This is a genomic window from Marinobacter sp. MBR-99, from assembly GCF_040547575.1.
GTDB lineage: Bacteria > Pseudomonadota > Gammaproteobacteria > Pseudomonadales > Oleiphilaceae > Marinobacter.
In genome coordinates, this window is the sequence record NZ_JBEPPY010000008.1 from 44,018 (window position 1) to 64,189 (window position 20,172).

Sequence of the window (20,172 nt, forward strand, 5' to 3'; positions counted from 1 at the left end):
TGGCTCAATTCAACCTCGGGGGCAATCCCCTGCTACTTTCAGCCGGCGGAAAACAGTTCCAAAGTACCATATGGGGTGCCAGCGTCTGTGATTACGATGAGGGTGTGCTTCTGGTAAAAGCCCGGTGGCACCAACATGCAACGCACTAATAATCACGACAAGAGGTGAGCATCATGTGGACCAAGCCAGCTTATGAAGATCTGCGGATCGGTTTTGAAGTAACCATGTACTTCGCCAACCGGTGAGCCCTGGCCGGCCAGCCCTGCGGCTGGTCGTTCCCGCTCGGGAGATCTTCTGATGCACCTGCATATTCTGGGGTCGGCCGCCGGCGGCGGGTTCCCTCAATGGAACTGCAACTGTCGAAACTGCGCGGGCTTCCGCGCCGGCAAGCTGAATGCCCATGCCCGCACCCAGTCGTCGATTGCTATCTCCGAGGATGGCGAACACTGGATTCTGTTTAACGCCTCACCGGATATCCGCGCCCAACTGGCGGCTTTTCCCGCCATGCAACCGGCCCGTTCACTGCGGGACACCGGGATTTCAGCGGTGGTGCTGATGGACAGCCAGGTGGATCACACCACTGGCTTGCTGTCTCTGCGTGAGGGGCTGCCGATGGATGTGTGGTGCACCCGCCAGGTGCACGACGATCTGAGTTCCGGGTTTCCGTTATTCGCCATGCTGAGTCATTGGAACGGTGGCCTGAACTGGCGCGAAATCCCTGCCGACGAACTGCAGCCATTCCGCCTGCCTTGCGCGCCTTCCCTTGAATTGACCGCCATTCCGTTGCTCAGTAACGCGCCGCCATACTCACCGCGCCGGGACAAACCTCACCCGGGTGACAACATAGGTCTGTTTATTCGCGATACCCGCACCGGGCAAACCGTGTTGTATGCGCCTGGTCTCGGGCAGCCCGATGCCCGTATTCGCGGCTGGATGGGCCAGGCAGACCTGTTGCTGGTGGATGGCACGGTCTGGCACGACGACGAGATGATCCGCCAGGAAGTCGGTACCAAAACCGGCCAGGCTATGGGTCATCTTGCCCAGTCCGGCGCCGGCGGCATGATTGAGTTACTGGACCGCATGCCAGCCAAACGCAAGGTGCTGATCCACATCAATAATACCAATCCGATTCTTGACGAAGACTCGCCAGAACGGGCGGAACTTATGGCCCATGGCATTGAAGTCGCCTGGGACGGGATGCATTTTGAATTGACGGGGCAGCCATGAACGCCAAAGCCAACACCGCCATGAACCGGCAGGATTTCGAACAGGCCCTTAGAGACAAAGGCGCCTATTACCATATCCATCATCCTTATCACCGGGCCATGTACAGCGGCCAGTGCACGCCGGAACAGATCCGTGGGTGGGTGGCCAATCGATACTACTACCAGGTACGGATCCCACAGAAGGATGCCGCCATCATGTCGAACTGCCCGGATGCCTCGGTGCGCCGCCTGTGGTTGCAGCGCATTCTGGACCACGATGGTCATGAGGGAGATGTGGGTGGCATCGAGGCCTGGCTGACGCTCGCCGAAGCCGTGGGCCTGAGCCGGGAAGAGGTGATCGACGAGCGCCACGTTCTCCCAGGTGTGCGTTTTGCAGTGGATGCCTATTTCAACTTTGCCCGCCGGGCAACCTGGCAAGAGGCGGCCTGCTCGTCACTGACCGAGCTTTTTGCGCCGGAAATACACCAGTCGCGGTTGGACAGCTGGCCTCAGCATTACCCGTGGATTGAGGAGAATGGCTACCGCTATTTCCGTAAACGTCTATCGGAGGCCAGACGGGACGTGGAGCACGGCCTGGCCATTACGCTGGACCATTTTGTCACCGAGGCTCAACAGCAACGGGCGTTCGACATTCTGCAGTTCAAGCTGGACATTCTCTGGTCGTTGCTGGATGCCCTGACCATGGCCTACGTTCACCAGACCCCGCCGTACCATACGGTCACCGATCAGCCGGTCTGGCATCGGGGCCTGTAAGGAGCGTTACCATGACTTTGGAGAAAACGCCCAGGCTCCGCCGAGGTTTCCGGTTCCAGTGGGAACCCGTACAGCAAAGCCATGTGTTGTTGTACCCGGAGGGTATGGTCAAGCTCAACGGCAGCGCCGGGGCCATCCTGGCGGAAGTGGACGGGGTTCGCCCGGTACACCAAATTATCCACTCCCTGGAGCGGCAGTTCCCGGAGGCCGGCCCGCTGGCGGCCGATGTGGAAGCGTTTCTGACAGACGCGGTTCAGCAACAGTGGATTGAGTGGTCATGACGGCCGCCACAGAAGCACAGGTAGGGCCGCCGCTTTGGTTGCTGGCGGAGCTCACCTATCGCTGCCCGCTGCAATGTCCCTATTGCTCCAACCCACTGGACTATGCCAACCAGCAACAGGAGCTGTCCACGGAGCAATGGCTGGATGTGTTGCGCCAGGGGCGAGCCATGGGCGCTGCCCAACTGGGCTTCTCCGGTGGCGAGCCGCTGGTGCGCCAGGACCTGCCGGAGCTGATTGCCGGGGCCCGGGAGCTGGGGTTTTACACCAATCTGATTACCTCCGGCATCGGGCTGACCGAAGCAAAAGTGCAGGCGTTTGCCGAAGCGGGGCTGGACCACATTCAGGTCAGCTTTCAGGCCTCAGACCCGGAACTGAACAATGCCGTGGCCGGCTCTCGCAAAGCCTTCGACCAGAAGCTGGCTATGGCCCGGGCGGTCAAGGCGGCGGGCTACCCGATGGTGCTCAACTTTGTGATCCACCGCCATAACATTCACCAGATGAACGACATTCTGGCCCTGTGTGAAAACCTGGATGCCGATTACGTGGAGTTGGCCACCTGCCAGTACTATGGCTGGGCATTTAAAAATCGGGAAGGACTGATGCCCTCCAAAGCCCAACTGGTCCGGGCAGAGCAGGAGGTAAATGACTATCGGAACGATCTCCGTAACCGTGGTCGCCCCATGAAAGTAATCTTCGTAACCCCGGACTACTACGAGGAGCGCCCGAAGGCCTGTATGAATGGCTGGGGCAACCTGTTCCTGACCGTGGCGCCCGATGGCACCGCCTTGCCTTGCCATAGCGCCCGGCTGTTGCCGATCGATTTTCCCAATGTGCAAGCCGAAACTCTTAGCGACATCTGGTATCATAGTCCCGGCTTCAACCATTACCGTGGTGACAGCTGGATGCCTGAACCCTGCCGGTCCTGCGATGAAAAAGGCAAGGATTTCGGTGGTTGTCGCTGTCAGGCTTATCTGCTGACCGGAAACGCCGATAACGCTGATCCGGTCTGCTCCAAGTCGCCCCATCATGACCGTATCCTCGCGGCCCGCACCGCCGCTGATCACGCCACGGCGGGGCTGGATGACCTGGTATACCGCAATGCCCGGAACTCAAAACTGCTTTACCGTGGCTGATCCGATCTCCGCGCTTGACGCCTGCGCTGGTTTCTCCCAGTACGCCCAACTAAAAGTGTGCGGCGATACCATTTTCTGGCTTGCCTCCCATCCTGAAACCGGCTCTGTTGCCCTCTGGCAGGCGGACAACTCTGGTATTTGCCGGGTCAACACCGGCCCGGGCAGTATCCGAAGTCGCCTCAACGGCTACGGTGGTGGTGCCTATGCGGTACTGCCGGGGCGAGTGGTCTGGGTAGCGGAGGATCAGCGCGTCTGGCAGCTCAACCGAGTGACAGGTAAACGAACCTTATTGGTGCCGGAGGTTGACGCTACCTGGGGAGGCCTGGTGGCAGACCCGCAACATGACCGGGTGTTGGCGGTGCGTGAACGGCATCAACAGCAGGCGTTGATGGCCCTGGAGGCCACGGGGCAAGTCCGGCTGTTACACCAGGGGCTGGACTTCTACGGCGCGCCGGCGGTCAGCCAGGACGGTACCCGAGTGGCCTGGTGCAGCTGGCAACTGCCGGATATGCCCTGGTTGCAGTCAACGCTCTGGCAGGCAACGGTCACTGCTGACGGCACTGTTGCAGGTGCATCAGGGCAGCCCCCGCCGGTTTCCGGCTCGGTTCAGCAACCGCAGTTTGCCGGTGAGCAGTTGTGGTCATATCCGACCATGAGGGCTGGTGGCAGCCCTGGCAGGTAACGCGCAAGGGTGGCCGCGACCAGTGGCTGAAAAGCACGGCGCCCATGCTCGATCACGCCAACGCCCCATGGCAACTGGGAGAGCGGCATAGTTGCCCGTTGCGAGAGGGTGGTTGGGCCAGAGTGCAATACCGTCAGGGTATCGGCGAGCTTTGGCTGGAACGGGAAGGGCGCTCTCAGAGAGTCGCCGGGGGCTGGACCGATTTCCGGGATCTGAGCCCGTCAGCCGATGGCCTTGTCTGTATCGGTCGGGCTGCAGACCGGCACGATGCGGTTCTGAAGGTATGTGCGGACTCCGGCTCGGCAACCATCCTGGCTGGCGGGCAGATGCCGGATTGTTCAACCATGGCACCGGTGTCGCCCGTTGCGTTTGTGGTGGGTGCTGAGGCGGCCGATATGTCACCGGTTCAGGGGTTTCTTTACCCCCCGGCATCGGCATCCTCCCCGGCACCACCGGTTATCCTGATCGCCCACGGCGGCCCCACGTCGGCGGCCTATGCGGTCTATAACCCCCAGGTTCAGTTCTGGTGCCAGCGGGGCTTTGCCGTTGCGGAAGTGAATTATACCGGCAGCACCGGTGCTGGCCGGGACTTCCGCCTTCGCCTGGCCGGCCGGTGGGGCGAGGCTGATGTCCAGGATATGGTGCGCTGCGCGGATTATCTGGCGGCGCAGGGACTGGTCTGCGCCAACAACGTATTCATTCAGGGCCGAAGTTCCGGGGGCTATACGGCATTGATGGCGGCGGTTCAGACGGACCGCTTCAAAGCGATTGGCAGCCTGTTTGGCGTGACCGATCCATGGCGTCTCCGTGCCAAGACCCACCGGTTTGAATCCGGTTACCTGGACTGGCTGCTGGGTGACCCGCAATCACACCAGGCCCGCTGGCAGGCACGCACTCCGGCGCTGCACGCTGACCGGATAAGCTGCCCTGCGATTTTTTTTCAGGGTGGGAAAGATGCCGTCGTGGTGCCTGGGCAGACCCGGCGGATGGTGGCCGCGCTTCAGGCCCGGGGCCAACCGGTGGAACTGCACTGGTATGAGGATGAAGGCCATGGGTTTCAGAGGGCAGACAATCAGGCGCACATGCTCGAATCGCTGCACCGGTTTTATGGAGGTCTGGCCTGAGACGACCCTGAGATACGCAAAAAGGACAATGAACCAGCGCACAAACTGAGTTAAACTCTCAACTATTCCTATAACAACAAACGGTTGTCTCTGAGCGTCATGAGCTACGATATTTCCGCGCTGCGTAAGTTTGTCTCTCCCGAAATTGTCTTCGGTGCCGGTTCCCGCCGGTCGGTGGCCAACTTTGCCAGTAATTTTGGTGCCCGCCACGTGTTCCTGGTGTCCGACCCGGGTGTTGTCGCCGCCGGATGGGTTGCAGAAGTTGAAACCCTTTTGGTCGAGGCGGGTTTGCGTTGCACCACGTTTACAGCGGTATCGCCCAATCCCAAAGTAGATGAGGTGATGGCCGGTGCCGAGCTCTACCGGGCCAGCGAATGCGATGTCATCGTGGCGATCGGCGGTGGCAGCCCCATGGATTGCGCCAAGGGTATCGGCATTGTCGCCAGCCATGGCCGCAGCATCCTGGAATTCGAGGGGGTGGATACCATCCGCAATCCCTCACCACCACTGATCCTGATTCCCACCACCGCCGGTACCTCAGCCGACGTTTCGCAGTTTGCCATCATTTCCGACCCCAACCGGCGCTTCAAGTTTTCTATCATCAGCAAAGCGGTGGTGCCGGATGTTTCGCTGATCGACCCGGAAGTGACCGAAACCATGGACGCCTACCTCACCGCCTGTACCGGGGTGGATGCACTGGTGCACGCCATCGAGGCGTTTGTCTCCACCGGCAGCGGGCCCCTGACCGATACTCATGCACTGGAAGCGATCCGGCTGATCAACGGCAACCTGGAAGCGCTGGTGGCAAACCCGTCAAACCCGGTACTGCGGGAACAGATCATGCTGGCGTCCATGCAGGCGGGGCTGGCCTTCTCCAATGCCATTCTGGGGGCTGTCCATGCGATGTCCCACAGCCTGGGCGGGTTCCTGGACTTGCCACATGGCCTCTGCAATGCACTGCTGCTGGAGCATGTGGTGGCCTACAATTTCCCTTCTGCCGAGGACCGGTTCCGCCGGGTTGCCGAGGCCATGGCGATTGATACCCGGGGTATGAACGGGGCACAGGTCAAGGCACGGTTGATGACCCGCATTATTGAACTCAAGAAGACCGTTGGCCTGGAGGCGCGGCTCAAGGAGCTCGGCGTCACCACCTCTGATATTCCCTACCTTTCCGGCTATGCATTGAAGGACCCCTGCATACTGACCAACCCAAGGAAGTCGTCACTTCGGGATGTTCAGGTGGTTTATGAAGAAGCCCTCTGACCCAACCAGCACCGGTTACGACATCGGCGATCTGTTGGGGCTCAGCAGCCAGTCTGCCCGAAAAAGCTATTACCCCGCGTTGCAGGAACGCCTGGAAGAACTTGAGCAAGAACGAAACCGCTACAAATGGCTGTTCGAAAACGCCCTGCACGGCATCTTCCAGGCCAACCTGCGCGGTGGCTTTCTGGCCTGCAATCCCGCCATGGCCCGAATCTGCGGTTATGACAACCCGGAGCAATTGCAGGAGAAAGTGATTCGACTCAGGGAGCAGTTGTTCTGCAGCGCGGCGGAGTTTGATCAGGTCCGCCAGGAACTGCTCAACCATGGCAGCCTGAGCGCCCGCGAGACGCGTCTTCGGCGAGCAGACCAAACCCCCGTGTATGTGGCATTAACCATGCTCCGCCGGCCGGATCTTGGGCCGGAAGTGGTGGAAACCTTCGTTGCCGACATAACCGAGCGGGTGCAGGCCCGGCAGAAACTTGAGCAGCTGAACGCCGAACTGGAAAAACGCGTGGAGGAACGCACTGAGGCGCTGCAAAACGTCAATGTGGACCTGCGTTATCAGATTGAAGAGCGGGAAAAAGTTGAGCAGGAGTTGAAAGTGGCGGTGAACGCCGCCAAAGACGCCAATCGCAGCAAAGACAAGTATCTTGCGGCGGCCAGTCATGATCTGCTGCAACCCCTGAATGCGGCCAGGCTGATGATTTCGGCCCTGCAGGACAGCCAGTTACCCGAGGCGGAAAACCGGATGGTTCATCAGGTGCACCGGGCGCTGGAGGGAGCCGAGGATTTACTCGCCGATCTGTTGGACATCTCCAAACTTGACCAGCAGGCAATGAAGCCGGACCTGACCCACCTCAATCTGGCTGCCATGCTGAAAGGCCTGGGCGAGGAGTTTGAGGCGGTGGCGGCCAATGCCGGATTGCAGTTCCGGCTGCGGGTGCCACCGGTATCGCTTAGGACCGACCCCCGAATGCTGGCACGGATTGTCCGTAACCTGTTGAGTAATGCCTTCCGCTATACCCGCGAGGGCGGCGTGATGCTGTCCGTCAGGCAACGCCAGAATCGGCTCGCCATTGAAATCTGGGACACCGGTGTGGGGATCGAATCCCACAAGCTGCAGGATATTTTCACCGAATTCCACCAGCTACTGCCCCAGGGCACTGGCGGTCGCCAGGGCGTCGGATTGGGACTGGCCATTGTGGAGCGCATGGTACGGGTTCTGGGTTACGGAATCCGGGTGACCTCACGGCCCGGCCGCGGTTCGAGATTTGAGGTGTCGATCCCGCTTGAACACAGGGTAAATGAGGCCTGGCGAAGCCAATCTTCAGCCGGAGGTGCCATCCACGGAAACTTTGACGGACTGGCGGTGTTAGTCGTAGACAACGAGCCGGCGGTGCTTGAAAGCATGGCAGCGTTGCTCGAAGGTTGGGGTTGTGAGGTGTTTCCCGCCGACGGCGAATCCAGTGCCCTGGACATGCTGAGCGAGGGCCTGCTCCCCGACGTGATTCTGGCGGATTTCCACCTGGACAATAACGCAACCGGTTGTGAGGCTGTCTACGCCGTTCGCCGTGCACTTGACCATGATGTTCCGGCAGCCATCATCACTGCTGATCGCAGTGATGAAGTGCGCACGCTGCTTAGGGCCCAGTACCTGCCCATCCTTAACAAACCGGTTAAGCCCAACCGCTTACGGGCGCTGCTGGCGAGTCTTGCCGCGCAGTCAACCTGACCCCACGCGCTTGCGCTTTACGACTACACTTATTCCTGAACCAGTCCTTGATTCAGGAGACCGTCATGAGCCACACCGAGCATTCCCTTACCAACCATGAAGTCACCGTTTGCCTGGCCGGCGGCGCCGTGCTGGGCCCTTTCAATGCCACTTGGAGCCAGGATGAAGGCGGGGACGTGCGGGAGCTTGTCCGCGAATACGATGCCTTCCTGCAGGGTGAGAAACAGCGCCGTTACAAATTTCATCTGCATGACACCTACACCAACACCGTCCACACACTGATTCTCAATTTTGAGCAAGTCACCGGCATTTGCGACCATGTCAGGCTAAGATCGCAGGACCGAGGGGCTTAGTGTCCCGCCTGGCAAGCAAAAAGGGAGGACGCAATGAGTGAGTTCAGAACGGAAAAAGACAGCCTGGGTGACGTGAAGGTGCCCGCGAATGCCCTGTGGGGCGCGCAAACCCAACGGGCCATCGATAACTTTCCGGTCAGTGGTCAGCCGATGCCGGCCCGGTTCATTGTGGCGGTGGCGCAAATCAAGTGGGCGGCAGCCCAGGCCAACGCGTCTTTGGGGTTGCTGGATGCCCGTTTGCGGGACGCTATTGCCGAAGCCTGTGATCAACTGATCCAGGGCGAACACGCGGACCAGTTTCCGGTGGATCGGTATCAGACCGGCTCCGGCACCAGCACCAACATGAATGTGAACGAAGTGATTGCGGCCATTGCCCGGAGACAGGGTGTCGATGTCCACCCTAATGATCACGTTAATATGAGCCAGAGCTCCAACGATGTGATACCAACGGCTATACACGTCAGTTCGCTTTTGGCCGTAAAAGAGCAATTGCTGCCGGCCCTGTCGCACCTTCGGGGTGTCATTTACGAGCGGGAAGCGGAACTGAATGCCCAGGTCAAAACCGGTCGTACTCACCTGATGGACGCCATGCCGGTGACCCTGGGGCAGGAATTACGGACCTGGCGGGAACAGCTGGCCCTGGCTGAGAAACGTCTTGAGCAGGCAATGGATGAACTGGCGGATGTGCCCCAGGGCGGCACCGCAGTGGGTACCGGCGTTAATGCGGCGTCTGAATTCTCTGGTCAGTTCATCAAGTTCCTGCGCAGCAACACCGGCTACCCGTTTCGTTCCATGGAGCACAAGTTTGTTGGTCAAAGCGCTGTGGATGCGCCTGTCGCCCTGTCAGGACAACTACGGGGCGTGGCGGTGGTGCTGACCAAAATTGCCAACGATCTGCGCTGGATGAACAGCGGTCCGATTCACGGGCTGGCCGAGATCAGCCTGCCGGCATTGCAGCCGGGCAGCAGCATCATGCCGGGCAAGGTGAACCCGGTTATTCCTGAGTCGGTTGCCATGGTGGGAGCGCAAGTTATGGGGCTGGACAATGCGGTGGCCATTGCCGGCCAGTCTGGAAACTTTCAGCTCAATGTAATGCTGCCTCTGGTGGGTGGCAATCTGCTGGACATGATCGGCCTGTTAACAGGGGCTTCCGCTATCCTCGCTGACAAAGCGATGAAAGGCTTTGCAGTGAATACCGAAAATCTGAATGCCGGTGTCGGGCGTAACCCGGTACTGGTCACGGCGTTGAACCCGGAAATTGGTTATACCCTGGCAGCGGACATCGCCAAAGAAGCCTATCGTACCGGTCGCCCGGTAATTGATGTGGCCGAGGAGCGCAGCGGCCTAAGCCGTGAACGCCTGGAAACACTGATGGATCCGCTCAAGCTGACCCGTGGCGGGCTGACCTGAGCCCGCATGACCGGAGGAGCCATACTTGCTGCTGTCCCTGGAGCTGTTTGTAATGCTGGTTCTGGCCAATGGCTCGCCAGTGGTCGTGGCCAGGCTATTACATCAGACCGGCAACTGGCCGGTGGATGGCGGCCGGGTGTGGCGAGACGGTCGACCTGTGTTCGGCCCCAGTAAGACCTGGCGAGGAATGCTATCGGGCACGTTGGCCTGCTTGCTGTTCTCGGCCTGGGTGGGGCTGGGTTGGCTGTTCGGTGCGCTGTTTGGTTTGCTGGCGTTACTTGGGGATCTCATCAGCAGTTTTATCAAGCGCCGGATGGGCCTCGAATCCAGTTCCCGGGCATTATGGCTGGACCAGTTGCCCGAGGCCCTGCTGCCCATGGCCATGGCGTGGTTGTGGCTTTCGTTGCCGTTGTGGGAAGCGGTTGCCGTGGCGCTGCTGTTTGCGCTGAGCAATATGTTGTTTTCACCGATACTTTATCGCCTTGGTATTCGCAAACAACCCCATTGACGCCGGTTATCCGGGCCCCCGGGATAAGGTGTGCACGGTGACTTCCGGTGGGCAGTTCAGGCGGACATTAAGCACGGACGTGCCGGCGCCCGGGGATGTATAACCCTGCATGCCATTGACCTGCCAGAAACCCCGGCCAAGGCGGCGGGGGCAGTCGGAATCCAGGGTCACCGGAATGCCCCCGGGCAGGCAGAGCTGCCCGCCATGGGTGTGTCCGCACAGGAACAGGTCGTAGCCGGCGTGGGCCGCTTCCCGCCAGATTTCGGGCGTGTGGCTCAGGAGCAGACTGATGCCGCCCGGGGGGATGTCATCGCCGGCCCGGTGCAGGTTGTGAACCTTGTAGTAATGGGCATCGTCCACACCGGCCAGGTAGAGGGTGTTCTGGCCGCGGGTCAGGGGCGCCATTTCATTCATCAGCAGCCGGTAGCCCATGTCTTCCAGTGCCGGTACCATGCGAACGCTGTCATGGTTGCCCAGCACTGCGTAGGCGTCACCCTTGATGGCACTGCGCAGGCGGGCCATGCCCGCCAGGGCCTCGTCAATCGGCCCCCAGGTGAGCTTCCGGTAATCGCCGGTCAGCACACACAGGTCATAGTCCAGCGGTGTGATCTGATCGATCACCGCGTTCAGGTTGTGTTCATCCATATCGACGTGAAGGTCGGTCAGGTGCAGGATGCGAAAGCCCTCGAACGCCTCAGGTAAATCGGGCAGGGTAAAGGTGTTGTGGGCAGTGGTCAGTTTACGGCTGTTTTCCCGGGCCCGGGAAAACAGGCCAACGGCTTGCAGGCAAAACTGGATAAGCCTTGGGGCGTTGGTGAGGTTCTCAACGTGGAACGAGCGGCGGTCACGCCCGAACACCCGGGCCTCGGCTTCCTGTTCGATGCCCAGTCGCTGACGGGCATGCACGGGACCAAGCCGAAGGCTGAGCCGGTACTGGAGAAGTTCGTTCTGATCTTCTGGTGCGCGAACCCTTGCGGTCATGTGAATCGTCCTGATGCCGAGCGGAATCTTATCACTGATTCCTTAACTCATTATGGATGGTCAGGAAGCTAGTGCAACCGCATAGACACAATGTTCATGTTTTATTGACGCATCCCGAACCCTCGTGGGGGCAGTGCGTAATGACCTGCCCTGAAAGTCGATGCCGCCAGGCAACCGGCGGCTGTTCCGAATGTTTTTGGGCCCGAGCTTGCCAGCCTCCGGGGACTGGTGCGACCTCTGGCGCCCGCCAATGTGCTGGTGCTAGGGGTCTTTTTGTAATCACTGAACGTATAAGTGCGTGAATGTCTCGTTTGGAATTCTGATTCATAACCGCCACAATCGAACTAACAGAAAACCGCTGGAGCAATCTGATGAGTGACGCATGCAACGTTCCCGGAATGACCGTGCCTCGTAGCCGGTTTCCGGCACCTGAGAAAGACCTGCACGAGCCGGCGGGAGAGGCCCGGGTTGTGTTGGCCGGGGGCTGTTTCTGGTGTGTTGAGGCGGTGCTGGTGGCCATTGACGGGGTGACCCGTGTGGAATCGGGGTACGCCGGTGGCGCAGCCGAGACGGCTAACTATGAGGCTGTTTGCAGCGGCAGCACGGGACATGCCGAAGTGGTGAGCGTTCACTACGACCCGGCGAAGGTGAGTTTTGGGGAGCTTCTGAGAGTATTTTTTTCGGTGGCTCACGACCCAACCCAACTGAACCGCCAGGGTAATGATATTGGCAGCCAGTACCGCTCAGCAGTGTTTTACGAGACCGCTGACCAGAAACAGGTGGCAGAGGCTTACATTCGCCAGCTTGATGCCTCCGGTGTGTATTCCAGTCCGATCGTCACCCGCCTCGAACCACTCACGGCGTTCTATCCGGCGGAGGCGTATCATCAGAACTTTGCCGCGCGCAATCCCCGGCAGCCCTACATCCTGGCGGTGGCTGCGCCGAAGATGGCTAAGCTGGCCACTACCTGGCCAGACCACCTGAAACCCGAGTTCAGTGATAATGAGCCTGACCAGGCCTGAGGAGGTCCCCCATGACGGTATCAGCAAAAGGCTATGATCTGACCCCGCTGAGTAAAGCTGAGGTCGATGAGAAGGCAACGGGCCTGACCTCTGAGGAAAAGCGGGTACTGCTGGATCACGGCACCGAACACCCGTTCTGTGGCACTTTGCTGGATAACAAGAAGGCCGGGGTTTATTCGTGCCGATTGTGCGCACTCCCGTTGTTCAGTTCCGACGCGAAATTCGAATCAGGAACCGGCTGGCCGAGTTTCTTCCAGCCGTTCGATCCGGACCATATCCGCTATCTTGAAGATCACAGCCTGGGTATGAGTCGCACAGAGATCCGTTGCCCGCGCTGCGATAGCCATCTCGGGCACGTGTTCCCGGACGGTCCCCCGCCCACCGGTCAGCGCTATTGCCTGAATTCCATTGCCATGGTGTTTGAGGAACAGGTGTAACACGCAATCCCCTTTTCTTCTCCTTTTGGCGATTATTCAGGGGGTGCCTGAACCGCTATACTCCTTCCCTGTTGTTCCGGGTCGACGACGGCACGGGCCAGATTTGGGAAGGAATTGTGTATGAAACGACTGAACTTGAGCCCTCTGACAGAGTCTGCAACCCTGCTCAGACGTGCTGCCGTGGTATTGGGCTCGGTTGGGCTTACCGCCATCTACTCCTTACTGGTGCTGCTGAGGGCGTTGTTTGGTCGCCTGAACCGGCCGATTGTCGACAAGTACTGCCGGGAGTGGTCTGTCGCATTGCTGAAGCTGGTCCGGGCCAGCCTGACAGTCCGCGGTGAGGTGCCAGACTTCAACGACGGGCGCCGCTACATCATCATGAGTACCCATGCCAGCCACTACGATATCCCGGTGAGTTTTGTGTCTTTGCCGGGCTCCATCCGGATGCTGGCAAAGAAGGAGCTGTTCCGGATTCCCCTGCTGGGCCAGGCCATGGCGGCGGCAGAGTTTCCCTCGATCGACCGTTCCAATCGAACCCGCGCGGTCCGGGATCTGGAGCGGGCAAAGCAGATGATGGAAAGCGGTATAGTGCTTTGGGCAGCCCCTGAAGGCACCCGATCCTCGGACGGCGCGCTGTTACCGTTCAAGAAAGGATGTTTCCACCTGGCCCTTGATACCGAAGCAGTCATTGTGCCGGTAGCCATTCGTGGAATTCACAAGGTATTACCGGCCCGGAGCCTGCAGATCAATCTTGGCCAGCCGGTGGATGTCAGGGTCGGGACCCCGATTGATACCGCCGGCAAGGGCAAGGATGACCTGCCACAGATCATGGCGGATGTGCGCCAGCGGCTGGAGCAGTTGCTGGGCGATGGCGAGCCGGAATAGACCGGCTCCCGACCGGGTTTCAGCCGCCGGTACTGGCGGAAACGACGGTGTAGAAAAGATAGCCTGTGTAGGCGATGTAGACAGTCACCAGTAATACACCATCCAGCCTTGAAACCATGTTGCGCCAGCCGGTCAGGCCGAAGCCCATCAGGAGCAGGCCCACGGTTAGCGCGAGCATCAGAGTCCAGTCCCGGTAAAGCACTTCAGGATCCACAGATAATGGCTGGATTGCGGCCGCCAGCCCAACCACCGCCAGGGTATTGAAGATACCCGAGCCGAGTATGTTGCCAAGGATCAGGTCGTGTTCGTTTTTGCGCACCGCGGCGATCGCCGAGGCCAGTTCCGGCAGCGAGGTGCCAATGGCAACAATGGTCAAACCGATGATCAGGTCACTGACGCCCAGGCTCTGGGCAACCGTTACTGCACCCCATACCAGCAGGCGGGAGCTGGCGATCAAAAGAATCAGACCGATGATCAGCCAGATTACCGCGCTTTTCAGAGGCATTGGGTGGGCGATCAGCTCGGCATCGGCGGCGTTCGCCAGTGGGTCCTCTTTCGTCCGGATGCCCTGAAAAATCGACCAGCCCATTACTGCGGCGAATACGCCAAGCAATATCCAGCCATCCAACCGCGTTAATTCACCATCGATTAATTGCGCTCCGGCGATGAGTGTCAGCACCACCAGCAGCGGCAGCTCTTTGCGAATCACCTGGGAGTGCATGGCAATAGGCGCGATGATGGCCGTCAGGCCGACAATCAGCGCTATATTGGTGATGTTCGAGCCATAACCGTTGCCCAGTGCCAGACCGGGGTTGCCGTCGGAGGCGGCCATAGCGGATACCGCCAGCTCCGGAGCCGAGGTGCCAAAGCCGATAATCACCATGCCGATCAGCAGCGATGGCATGCCCAGATGCTTGGCGGTGGCTGCTGCGCCTTCAACAAATTTGTCCGCACTCCAGACCAGCAGGACAAGACCGGCAAGAATGGCTCCCATAGCCATCAGCATAGAAAAGACCTCAATCAGAAAGTGGTGGGCCCCAGGGCGGCCTGCCGGAGGGGAACAAGTGGCGCACAAGATACCGCAAGTCGCGCTTTCAGGTCAGCCCTGTTGGCAACGAACTTTTTGTTACCGGTAATGATCCGCACTATCGGAAAACAGGTATCAGACTAAAGTGGCGCTGATATTGTTAACAAAACGCGCGAAAATCGGGGTAAACCATAATAGTTAGCCCGACACACATCGATTGACAATCGCAATTTATTATTCCGGCAAAAATCGGGATAATGCGCCCAACTTCAGACCGGAAGCGTACAGCAGCGCCGTCTACCTCGCGCCTCGCTGGCTTCCGACAGGCCGCTTTCGCTGATCGTGGAGTGGCAACAGGCTCAACACTAGCTAGGGTGAAAACCAATGGCCGTTAGACAGGCAGACGTAGTGCTGGTCGGTGGGGGCGTCATGAGCGCAACCCTCGGCATGATGCTCAGGCAGCTGGACCCGTCACTGGACATCGTCATGGTGGAGCGTCTAGACCACGTTGCCCATGAAAGCACAGACGGATGGAATAATGCAGGTACCGGCCACGCCGGCTACTGCGAACTCAACTATACCCCCGAAACCGAAGACGGAGATGTTGAAATTGCACGAGCGCTGCAAATCAACGCCCAGTTTGAGGTGTCATTGCAGTTCTGGTCGTACCTGGTGGAGCAGGGCATTCTGCCGGAACCGTCCTCGTTCATTAACCGCACGCCGCACCAGAGCTTTGTCTGGGGTGAGAAAGACGTCGCATTCCTCAAGCGCCGCTTTGAGCGCCTGAAGGCTCACCACCTGTTCCGCGAGATGGAATACACCGAAAGCCCGGAGGAACTGGCGGAGTGGATGCCGCTGGTGGTCAAGCATCGCGATCCAATGCAGCGCGTGGCGGCAACCCGCATCAAACATGGTTCGGATGTCGATTTTGGCTCGCTGACACGCAGCATGGTCAAGTGGCTGGAGACCCAGCCCAATTTTGAATTGATGCTCAGTAGCCCGGTGCATTACATCGACCAGAGGGACAACGGCCGCTGGAAATTGCGGGTGAAGAACCAGAAAACCGGCGAGCTGACCAAGCTGGAGGCCGGGTTTGTGTTCCTGGGTGCCGGAGGCGGTGCACTGCCGCTGTTGCAGAAGTCGGGCATTGATGAGGCCAGGGGTTACGGTGGCTTCCCGGTGAGCGGCCAATGGCTGGTGTGCCAGAAGCCGGATATCGTTCAGGCGCACAACTCCAAGGTCTACGGCAAAGCGCCAATTGGTGCACCGCCCATGTCGGTTCCGCACCTGGATACCCGCATCATTAACGGCGAGCCGGCACTGCTGTTCGGCCCTTTTGCAGGCTTTACCACCCGGTTCCTGAAGCAGGGTTCGGTGTTCGATCTGTTCGGTTCTGTGCGTGCCACCAACCTGAGGCCCATGCTGTCTGTCAGCAAGAGCAACATGGACCTGACCCGCTACCTGATTGGAGAAGTGTTCCAGTCTCATACCGATCGGGTTGAGTCGCTGCGTAACTTCTTCCCGGATGCCCGTGAAGACGACTGGCGCCTGCAGATGGCGGGCCAGCGGGTACAAATCATCAAGCAAACGCCTGAAGGCGGGGGCAAGTTGGAGTTTGGTACCGAGATCGTTGCCGCCAAAGACGGCACGCTGGCCGCGTTGCTGGGCGCCTCTCCCGGAGCATCAACAGCGGCCAACGCCATGCTGAACGTACTTGAGCGGTGTTTCCCTGAGAAAATGAAGTCGGAACAGTGGCTGGAGCGGATGAAAGAGCTGGTCCCTTCCTACGGACAGTCTCTGGTGAACGACGAGCAACTGCTCAATCGGGTTCGGGAGCGAACCCTGGCAACCCTGAAACTCGGCTGAGCGGACACTTCCGCTAAACGGGTTCGTGGTTCTGCGGGCACTGTGCGACAAGCCGGTGCCCGTTTTTCGTTCTGGCAGAGGTGTTCTGAAAAGTTGCAGTTTACAGTCAATCGGTTCAGTGTAAGAAGACAACCCTGACGAGGAGAGCGCTGTGACTGAACAGAACTACAATCCCGAAAAAGGGTATGTCGCCCTGCTGGGCTGGAGCCTGAATGCCGTTGAAGCGGCGGACAAATTCGACCGCCGCTATGTGGTGGTCGCTCCGGATTGGGCAGAACCCTACTGCCAGGAACACAACATTCCTTACGTGCCCTGGAACTTCGAACGCCTCAATGATCGTTCGTTTGAGATCGCCCAGACACTCAAGGACATGGGCGTAGATGTTTCCATTCCCCTGTTTGAAGAAACCGTAGAGTGGGCCGGAGCAATCAACTCCGTATTGATGGGTAATCCTAGGCTCTTCGGGCAGGCCATGCTGTTGCGCGACAAGGCCCTGATGAAGCGGCGGGCCCAGCTCGGTGGCATTCGTGTTGGTATTTTTGAAGAAGCCCACGACCGGGAAGATGTGGTTCGCTTCCTGAAGCGGGTCAACCAGACCCTGCTGAAGCTGGACGGCGATCCCAACGACCCAATCCACCTCAAGGCCTTCGATAAGGCTGGCTGCCTGGGCCATCGGGTTATCCGCACACCGGATGAAGTGGATACCATTCCCGATGAGGAATTTCCGGTGCTGATGGAATCCCACCTGGACGGCTGGGAGTTTGCCGTGGAGGCCTGGATCCATAATGGCAAGATCTGTTTCCTTAATATTTCCGAGTACGTAACCCTCGGCTATTCTGTGTTCGTTCCGGCCACGCCGGACCTTGAGAAGTACCGGGCGCAAATTACCACCGAAATCGAGAAGCTGATCAAGACCTTCGATATCGACTTCGGCTTTGTCCACCCTGAGTATTTCGTAACCAGCGATGGGACTATGTACTTCGGCGAAGTGGCCTATCGCCCGCCGGGCTTCAAGGTGTTCGAACTGCTTGAGCGTGCCTATGGCTTCAATGCCTATCAGGGATTGATCATGGCCTTTGATCCGAAAACCACCGAAGAGGAAATCAAGGCGTTCTTCCCGAAAGAGGTAGTGGATGCCAAAGGCTATGCCGGCTGTTTCGGGGTGTACCCGCGCCGCCGTGTGGTTAGTCGCCTGGAGATCCCGGAAGAGACCGAGAACCACGATTACTTTGAGTCCCATGAGCTGACGCCACCTGTAGAAGAAACCGTAACCAAGCGAACGGCGTTCGGTACCCATTGGGGCCTGGTGTATTTCTTTGGTGAGGATCCCTATGTTTTGCGGGATCTGCTCAAACATCAGGAAGAGCTCGATTTCTATGTATAATCGAGGTATGCATTAATGGAAAGGGTCTGATGCAGGCCCTGAGGAACCTCGTTTGAGTGATCACCAACCGGCCAGCCAGGCGCCAGCCGTCAACATTGACAAGCTGGTGCTGAAACTGGACGAGTCCATTGTGGCTCTTGCGGAGAGCCGGCCCTTTGCAAAGGCCGGCAAGCTCCCGAAACTGTTTGATCTTGCCCGGCGGATACTCCTCCAGCCCGGGGGTTGTGAGGCGATTGAAACCCGCGCCCGGGCATTGGAAGAGGCCGGTGTCTTTGTGGGCACTGACTGGGCCGACCCTTCCATTCTCCTGCCTACGTTGACCACCTATTCCCTGCAAAGCCCGAACGCCGATACCGTGGTGATCGAGGCCTTGAGTGAGCTGCGCCTGTTGGCTGTGGCCCGTGGCGAATACCAGCACCCCAGCGTGTCAGCCGAGCAGGCGCACCATTACCTGACGCAGGTGCTGGCCATCAACCTGGGGTTGCTGTTTGGCATGACCGGTGAAGCCGAGCGCGAGCAAGGCAAGCTGGCGATCATTGCGCAGGAACTGGTCCAATATGTGGCCAGGCACATCGGTTACGAGCACGTGATCGACAGCCTGATTGAGGAAATCTGGCGCATACTGGAGCAGCGGCCCATTCGTGTCAGTGATGTACGAAGAATGATCACTCAGATTGCCATTTGCAGGGCTGATCCGACGGTGGATCTCGGCACCGCCGGCCGGGGGGCAGACCGATTGATCTCCAGCCTGTACGGACCAACCAGGGCCTGTAGTGAAGATCCTGGTATCGCGATCTACCAGCAGCGTCTGGATTCCATGGATGGTGCGGCCTTACAGAACGAAGCGACTGGTTTTGCCCGTTCGATGCACGATACGGGGCTGGTCTCGCCCTATCATGCGGTGTTTGTCCGCCACATACTGGAAGGCAAGGATTCGTTACTGAGCGATGCCCTGGGGCTGTCCAGTACCGGGCGCGACTGTCTGTTGTGTTACCGGGAACTGGTGCACACGCTGATCCAGGAATCTCTGTTCCCCGAAACTGCTCAGGGCTTATACGGCCTGGCCCTGTTGCTGGAAAGGGGAATTCTTTATCAGCCCCCGGTGGCACCGGCGCTATGGCGCCAGGTACGGCTGACACTGTGCCCGCAAGCCCTTGAACGTTTGCAGTTTGCCTATGGCTATCAGCCGAACCCGTCAGCGTGGCTGATTCAGGGCGTGCTGAATATGCTGGGCCAGCCACTGGGGGTAGGGCAGGGTAATAACCCTACCTGCCAGTCTGCCCGGGCATTGTCGATGTGGGCCTATAACGATCCGGATTACCTGTTGCAAATGGTGGCCTGGGCTGCCCGGGACAATGAGATAGTCATGCATTTCGAGGGGCGGCCGGTATCTTCTGCGCAGAGTGCCGGCGGGCTGGCCGCGGAAGTGACTCTGGACCTTGATCCTGTCTCCCTGATCGTAGTGCCGCACCTGGACAGGATCTATGCCGAAATGGGGCGGCTGTGTGCCGACCGCGAGGGAGATCCGCACAAATGGGTCAACCCGGAGTTCCATGGCTGGTCTGCCGGCCGGGGCTTTGCCATCAATGTGGATGTGGCTACCGGCAACCTGACCGACCTGGAAGGCTTCATCCGCCATTTCTATGCCAGTTACCACCCGTATTACAACGGCAACCAGCCGCTGATACACCCTCAGCCGGCCGGTATCGCCGTTACCGACAGCGCGGCCCGCTTCATTGGCTGGCATGCGATCACCATTCTCCGGGTTACCCTGGACCCGGACAGTGAAATGCGGGTGTATTTCTTCAACCCGAATAACGACAGTGGCCAGAACTGGGGCGACGGGGTTCAGGTCAGTACCTCTGGCTTCGGTGAGCGCTTCGGTGAATCTTCCCTGCCGTTTGAGCAGTTTACCTCGCGATTATACATCTACCATTACGACCCACTGGAGCGGGGCGAGCCTGCCGAAGTGAACGACGACGAGCTTGGTCGCGTAATGGAAGGAGTGTACCGCAGTTGGGGGGCTGACCGAGTACCCGCAGACACCTTGCAGGCGGTACCACCGAGAACCGATTGATCCAGAAACTCACCGATCACGAGGGCGA

General features: G+C 59.1%; 20 protein-coding genes. 18 read left to right on the forward strand and 2 right to left on the reverse strand.

Going from position 1 to position 20,172, the window contains the following annotated elements; all coding sequences use genetic code 11:
- Window positions 1-173 precede the first annotated feature (173 nt).
- The 12 genes from pqqA (at window position 174) to ABIE59_RS08645 (ending at window position 10,465) form a co-directional block, all read left to right on the forward strand.
- The gene (gene pqqA / locus ABIE59_RS08590) at window positions 174-245 is read left to right on the forward strand and encodes a pyrroloquinoline quinone precursor peptide PqqA (protein ID WP_007153157.1); all 72 of its coding nucleotides are present in this window, start codon (window positions 174-176) and stop codon (window positions 243-245) included.
- Between the two features lie 52 nt (window positions 246-297).
- A complete protein-coding gene (gene pqqB / locus ABIE59_RS08595) occupies window positions 298-1,227 on the forward strand; it encodes a pyrroloquinoline quinone biosynthesis protein PqqB (RefSeq protein WP_354446051.1) in 930 nt (309 codons plus the stop codon).
- Window positions 1,224-1,979, forward strand: a complete 756-nt coding sequence (gene pqqC / locus ABIE59_RS08600) for a pyrroloquinoline-quinone synthase PqqC (RefSeq protein ID WP_319636620.1) — start codon at window positions 1,224-1,226, stop codon at window positions 1,977-1,979. Before pqqB ends, pqqC begins: the two co-directional genes overlap by 4 nt.
- Before the next feature lie 11 nt (window positions 1,980-1,990).
- A complete protein-coding gene (gene pqqD / locus ABIE59_RS08605; protein WP_354446053.1) occupies window positions 1,991-2,260 on the forward strand; it encodes a pyrroloquinoline quinone biosynthesis peptide chaperone PqqD in 270 nt (89 codons plus the stop codon).
- Window positions 2,257-3,393, forward strand: coding sequence for a pyrroloquinoline quinone biosynthesis protein PqqE (gene pqqE / locus ABIE59_RS08610; RefSeq protein ID WP_354446055.1), 1,137 nt, complete (start codon window positions 2,257-2,259; stop codon window positions 3,391-3,393). The genes pqqD and pqqE overlap by 4 nt, the downstream gene beginning before the upstream one ends.
- Complete coding sequence (locus tag ABIE59_RS08615) at window positions 3,359-4,075, forward strand: SMP-30/gluconolactonase/LRE family protein (RefSeq protein WP_354446057.1); 717 nt, start codon at window positions 3,359-3,361, stop codon at window positions 4,073-4,075. Before pqqE ends, ABIE59_RS08615 begins: the two co-directional genes overlap by 35 nt.
- Window positions 4,030-5,199 (forward strand): alpha/beta hydrolase family protein, encoded by a 1,170-nt coding sequence (locus tag ABIE59_RS08620; protein ID WP_354446059.1) that lies wholly within the window; start codon window positions 4,030-4,032, stop codon window positions 5,197-5,199. Before ABIE59_RS08615 ends, ABIE59_RS08620 begins: the two co-directional genes overlap by 46 nt.
- Before the next feature lie 99 nt (window positions 5,200-5,298).
- On the forward strand, window positions 5,299-6,462 hold the full coding sequence (gene ercA / locus ABIE59_RS08625) for an alcohol dehydrogenase-like regulatory protein ErcA (RefSeq protein WP_354446061.1): 1,164 nt from the start codon (window positions 5,299-5,301) through the stop codon (window positions 6,460-6,462).
- Window positions 6,446-8,194, forward strand: a complete 1,749-nt coding sequence (locus ABIE59_RS08630; RefSeq protein WP_354446063.1) for a PAS domain-containing hybrid sensor histidine kinase/response regulator — start codon at window positions 6,446-6,448, stop codon at window positions 8,192-8,194. The genes ercA and ABIE59_RS08630 overlap by 17 nt, the downstream gene beginning before the upstream one ends.
- A 65-nt stretch (window positions 8,195-8,259) precedes the next feature.
- Window positions 8,260-8,547, forward strand: a complete 288-nt coding sequence (locus tag ABIE59_RS08635; RefSeq protein WP_061330666.1) for a hypothetical protein — start codon at window positions 8,260-8,262, stop codon at window positions 8,545-8,547.
- Between the two features lie 33 nt (window positions 8,548-8,580).
- Window positions 8,581-9,957 carry a class II fumarate hydratase gene (locus ABIE59_RS08640; RefSeq protein ID WP_354446066.1) on the forward strand — a complete coding sequence of 459 codons (1,377 nt, stop codon included), beginning with the start codon at window positions 8,581-8,583 and terminating at the stop codon, window positions 9,955-9,957.
- A 25-nt stretch (window positions 9,958-9,982) separates the two neighbouring features.
- Window positions 9,983-10,465, forward strand: coding sequence for a CDP-archaeol synthase (locus ABIE59_RS08645; RefSeq protein WP_354446068.1), 483 nt, complete (start codon window positions 9,983-9,985; stop codon window positions 10,463-10,465).
- Between the two features lie 6 nt (window positions 10,466-10,471).
- Here the strand turns inward: ABIE59_RS08645 and ABIE59_RS08650 are convergent, their stop codons facing one another.
- Window positions 10,472-11,446, reverse strand: a complete 975-nt coding sequence (locus tag ABIE59_RS08650; protein ID WP_354446070.1) for a metallophosphoesterase — start codon at window positions 11,444-11,446, stop codon at window positions 10,472-10,474.
- A gap of 371 nt (window positions 11,447-11,817) precedes the next feature.
- On the opposite strand from ABIE59_RS08650, the gene msrA reads away from it, so the two are divergent.
- The 3 genes from msrA to ABIE59_RS08665 all read left to right on the forward strand — a co-directional run bounded on the left by msrA (window position 11,818) and on the right by ABIE59_RS08665 (window position 13,790).
- Window positions 11,818-12,468, forward strand: coding sequence for a peptide-methionine (S)-S-oxide reductase MsrA (gene msrA, locus ABIE59_RS08655; RefSeq protein WP_354446072.1), 651 nt, complete (start codon window positions 11,818-11,820; stop codon window positions 12,466-12,468).
- A gap of 11 nt (window positions 12,469-12,479) precedes the next feature.
- Window positions 12,480-12,905, forward strand: coding sequence for a peptide-methionine (R)-S-oxide reductase MsrB (gene msrB / locus ABIE59_RS08660; RefSeq protein WP_354446074.1), 426 nt, complete (start codon window positions 12,480-12,482; stop codon window positions 12,903-12,905).
- Window positions 12,906-13,025: 120 nt separating this feature from the next.
- Window positions 13,026-13,790, forward strand: a complete 765-nt coding sequence (locus tag ABIE59_RS08665; protein WP_354446076.1) for a lysophospholipid acyltransferase family protein — start codon at window positions 13,026-13,028, stop codon at window positions 13,788-13,790.
- 19 nt (window positions 13,791-13,809) lie between these two features.
- On the opposite strand, the gene ABIE59_RS08670 is transcribed toward ABIE59_RS08665, so the two are convergent.
- Window positions 13,810-14,796 carry a calcium/sodium antiporter gene (locus ABIE59_RS08670; RefSeq protein ID WP_354446078.1) on the reverse strand — a complete coding sequence of 329 codons (987 nt, stop codon included), beginning with the start codon at window positions 14,794-14,796 and terminating at the stop codon, window positions 13,810-13,812.
- Window positions 14,797-15,201: 405 nt separating this feature from the next.
- Here ABIE59_RS08670 and mqo point away from each other — a divergent pair, with 405 nt between their 5' ends.
- From mqo to ABIE59_RS08685, 3 genes are all read left to right on the forward strand, one after another.
- Window positions 15,202-16,683, forward strand: coding sequence for a malate dehydrogenase (quinone) (gene mqo / locus ABIE59_RS08675; protein ID WP_354446080.1), 1,482 nt, complete (start codon window positions 15,202-15,204; stop codon window positions 16,681-16,683).
- A 151-nt stretch (window positions 16,684-16,834) separates the two neighbouring features.
- Complete coding sequence (locus ABIE59_RS08680; RefSeq protein WP_354446082.1) at window positions 16,835-18,067, forward strand: ATP-grasp domain-containing protein; 1,233 nt, start codon at window positions 16,835-16,837, stop codon at window positions 18,065-18,067.
- Window positions 18,068-18,119: 52 nt separating this feature from the next.
- A complete protein-coding gene (locus ABIE59_RS08685) occupies window positions 18,120-20,144 on the forward strand; it encodes a hypothetical protein (protein ID WP_354446084.1) in 2,025 nt (674 codons plus the stop codon).
- Window positions 20,145-20,172 lie beyond the last annotated feature (28 nt).

What these genes read in the sequence shown, in the direction of transcription:
- pqqB (WP_354446051.1), top strand. Translation starts at nt 298, where the DNA reads ATGCACCTGCATATTCTGGGGTCGGCCGCCGGCGGCGGGTTCCCTCAA.
- pqqC (WP_319636620.1), top strand. Translation starts at nt 1,224, where the DNA reads ATGAACGCCAAAGCCAACACCGCCATGAACCGGCAGGATTTCGAACAG.
- pqqD (WP_354446053.1), top strand. Translation starts at nt 1,991, where the DNA reads ATGACTTTGGAGAAAACGCCCAGGCTCCGCCGAGGTTTCCGGTTCCAG.
- pqqE (WP_354446055.1), top strand. Translation starts at nt 2,257, where the DNA reads ATGACGGCCGCCACAGAAGCACAGGTAGGGCCGCCGCTTTGGTTGCTG.
- ABIE59_RS08615 (WP_354446057.1), top strand. Translation starts at nt 3,359, where the DNA reads ATGCCCGGAACTCAAAACTGCTTTACCGTGGCTGATCCGATCTCCGCG.
- ercA (WP_354446061.1), top strand. Translation starts at nt 5,299, where the DNA reads ATGAGCTACGATATTTCCGCGCTGCGTAAGTTTGTCTCTCCCGAAATT.
- ABIE59_RS08630 (WP_354446063.1), top strand. Translation starts at nt 6,446, where the DNA reads ATGAAGAAGCCCTCTGACCCAACCAGCACCGGTTACGACATCGGCGAT.
- ABIE59_RS08635 (WP_061330666.1), top strand. Translation starts at nt 8,260, where the DNA reads ATGAGCCACACCGAGCATTCCCTTACCAACCATGAAGTCACCGTTTGC.
- ABIE59_RS08640 (WP_354446066.1), top strand. Translation starts at nt 8,581, where the DNA reads ATGAGTGAGTTCAGAACGGAAAAAGACAGCCTGGGTGACGTGAAGGTG.
- ABIE59_RS08650 (WP_354446070.1), bottom strand. Translation starts at nt 11,446, where the DNA reads ATGACCGCAAGGGTTCGCGCACCAGAAGATCAGAACGAACTTCTCCAG.
- msrA (WP_354446072.1), top strand. Translation starts at nt 11,818, where the DNA reads ATGAGTGACGCATGCAACGTTCCCGGAATGACCGTGCCTCGTAGCCGG.
- msrB (WP_354446074.1), top strand. Translation starts at nt 12,480, where the DNA reads ATGACGGTATCAGCAAAAGGCTATGATCTGACCCCGCTGAGTAAAGCT.
- ABIE59_RS08665 (WP_354446076.1), top strand. Translation starts at nt 13,026, where the DNA reads ATGAAACGACTGAACTTGAGCCCTCTGACAGAGTCTGCAACCCTGCTC.
- ABIE59_RS08670 (WP_354446078.1), bottom strand. Translation starts at nt 14,796, where the DNA reads ATGCTGATGGCTATGGGAGCCATTCTTGCCGGTCTTGTCCTGCTGGTC.
- mqo (WP_354446080.1), top strand. Translation starts at nt 15,202, where the DNA reads ATGGCCGTTAGACAGGCAGACGTAGTGCTGGTCGGTGGGGGCGTCATG.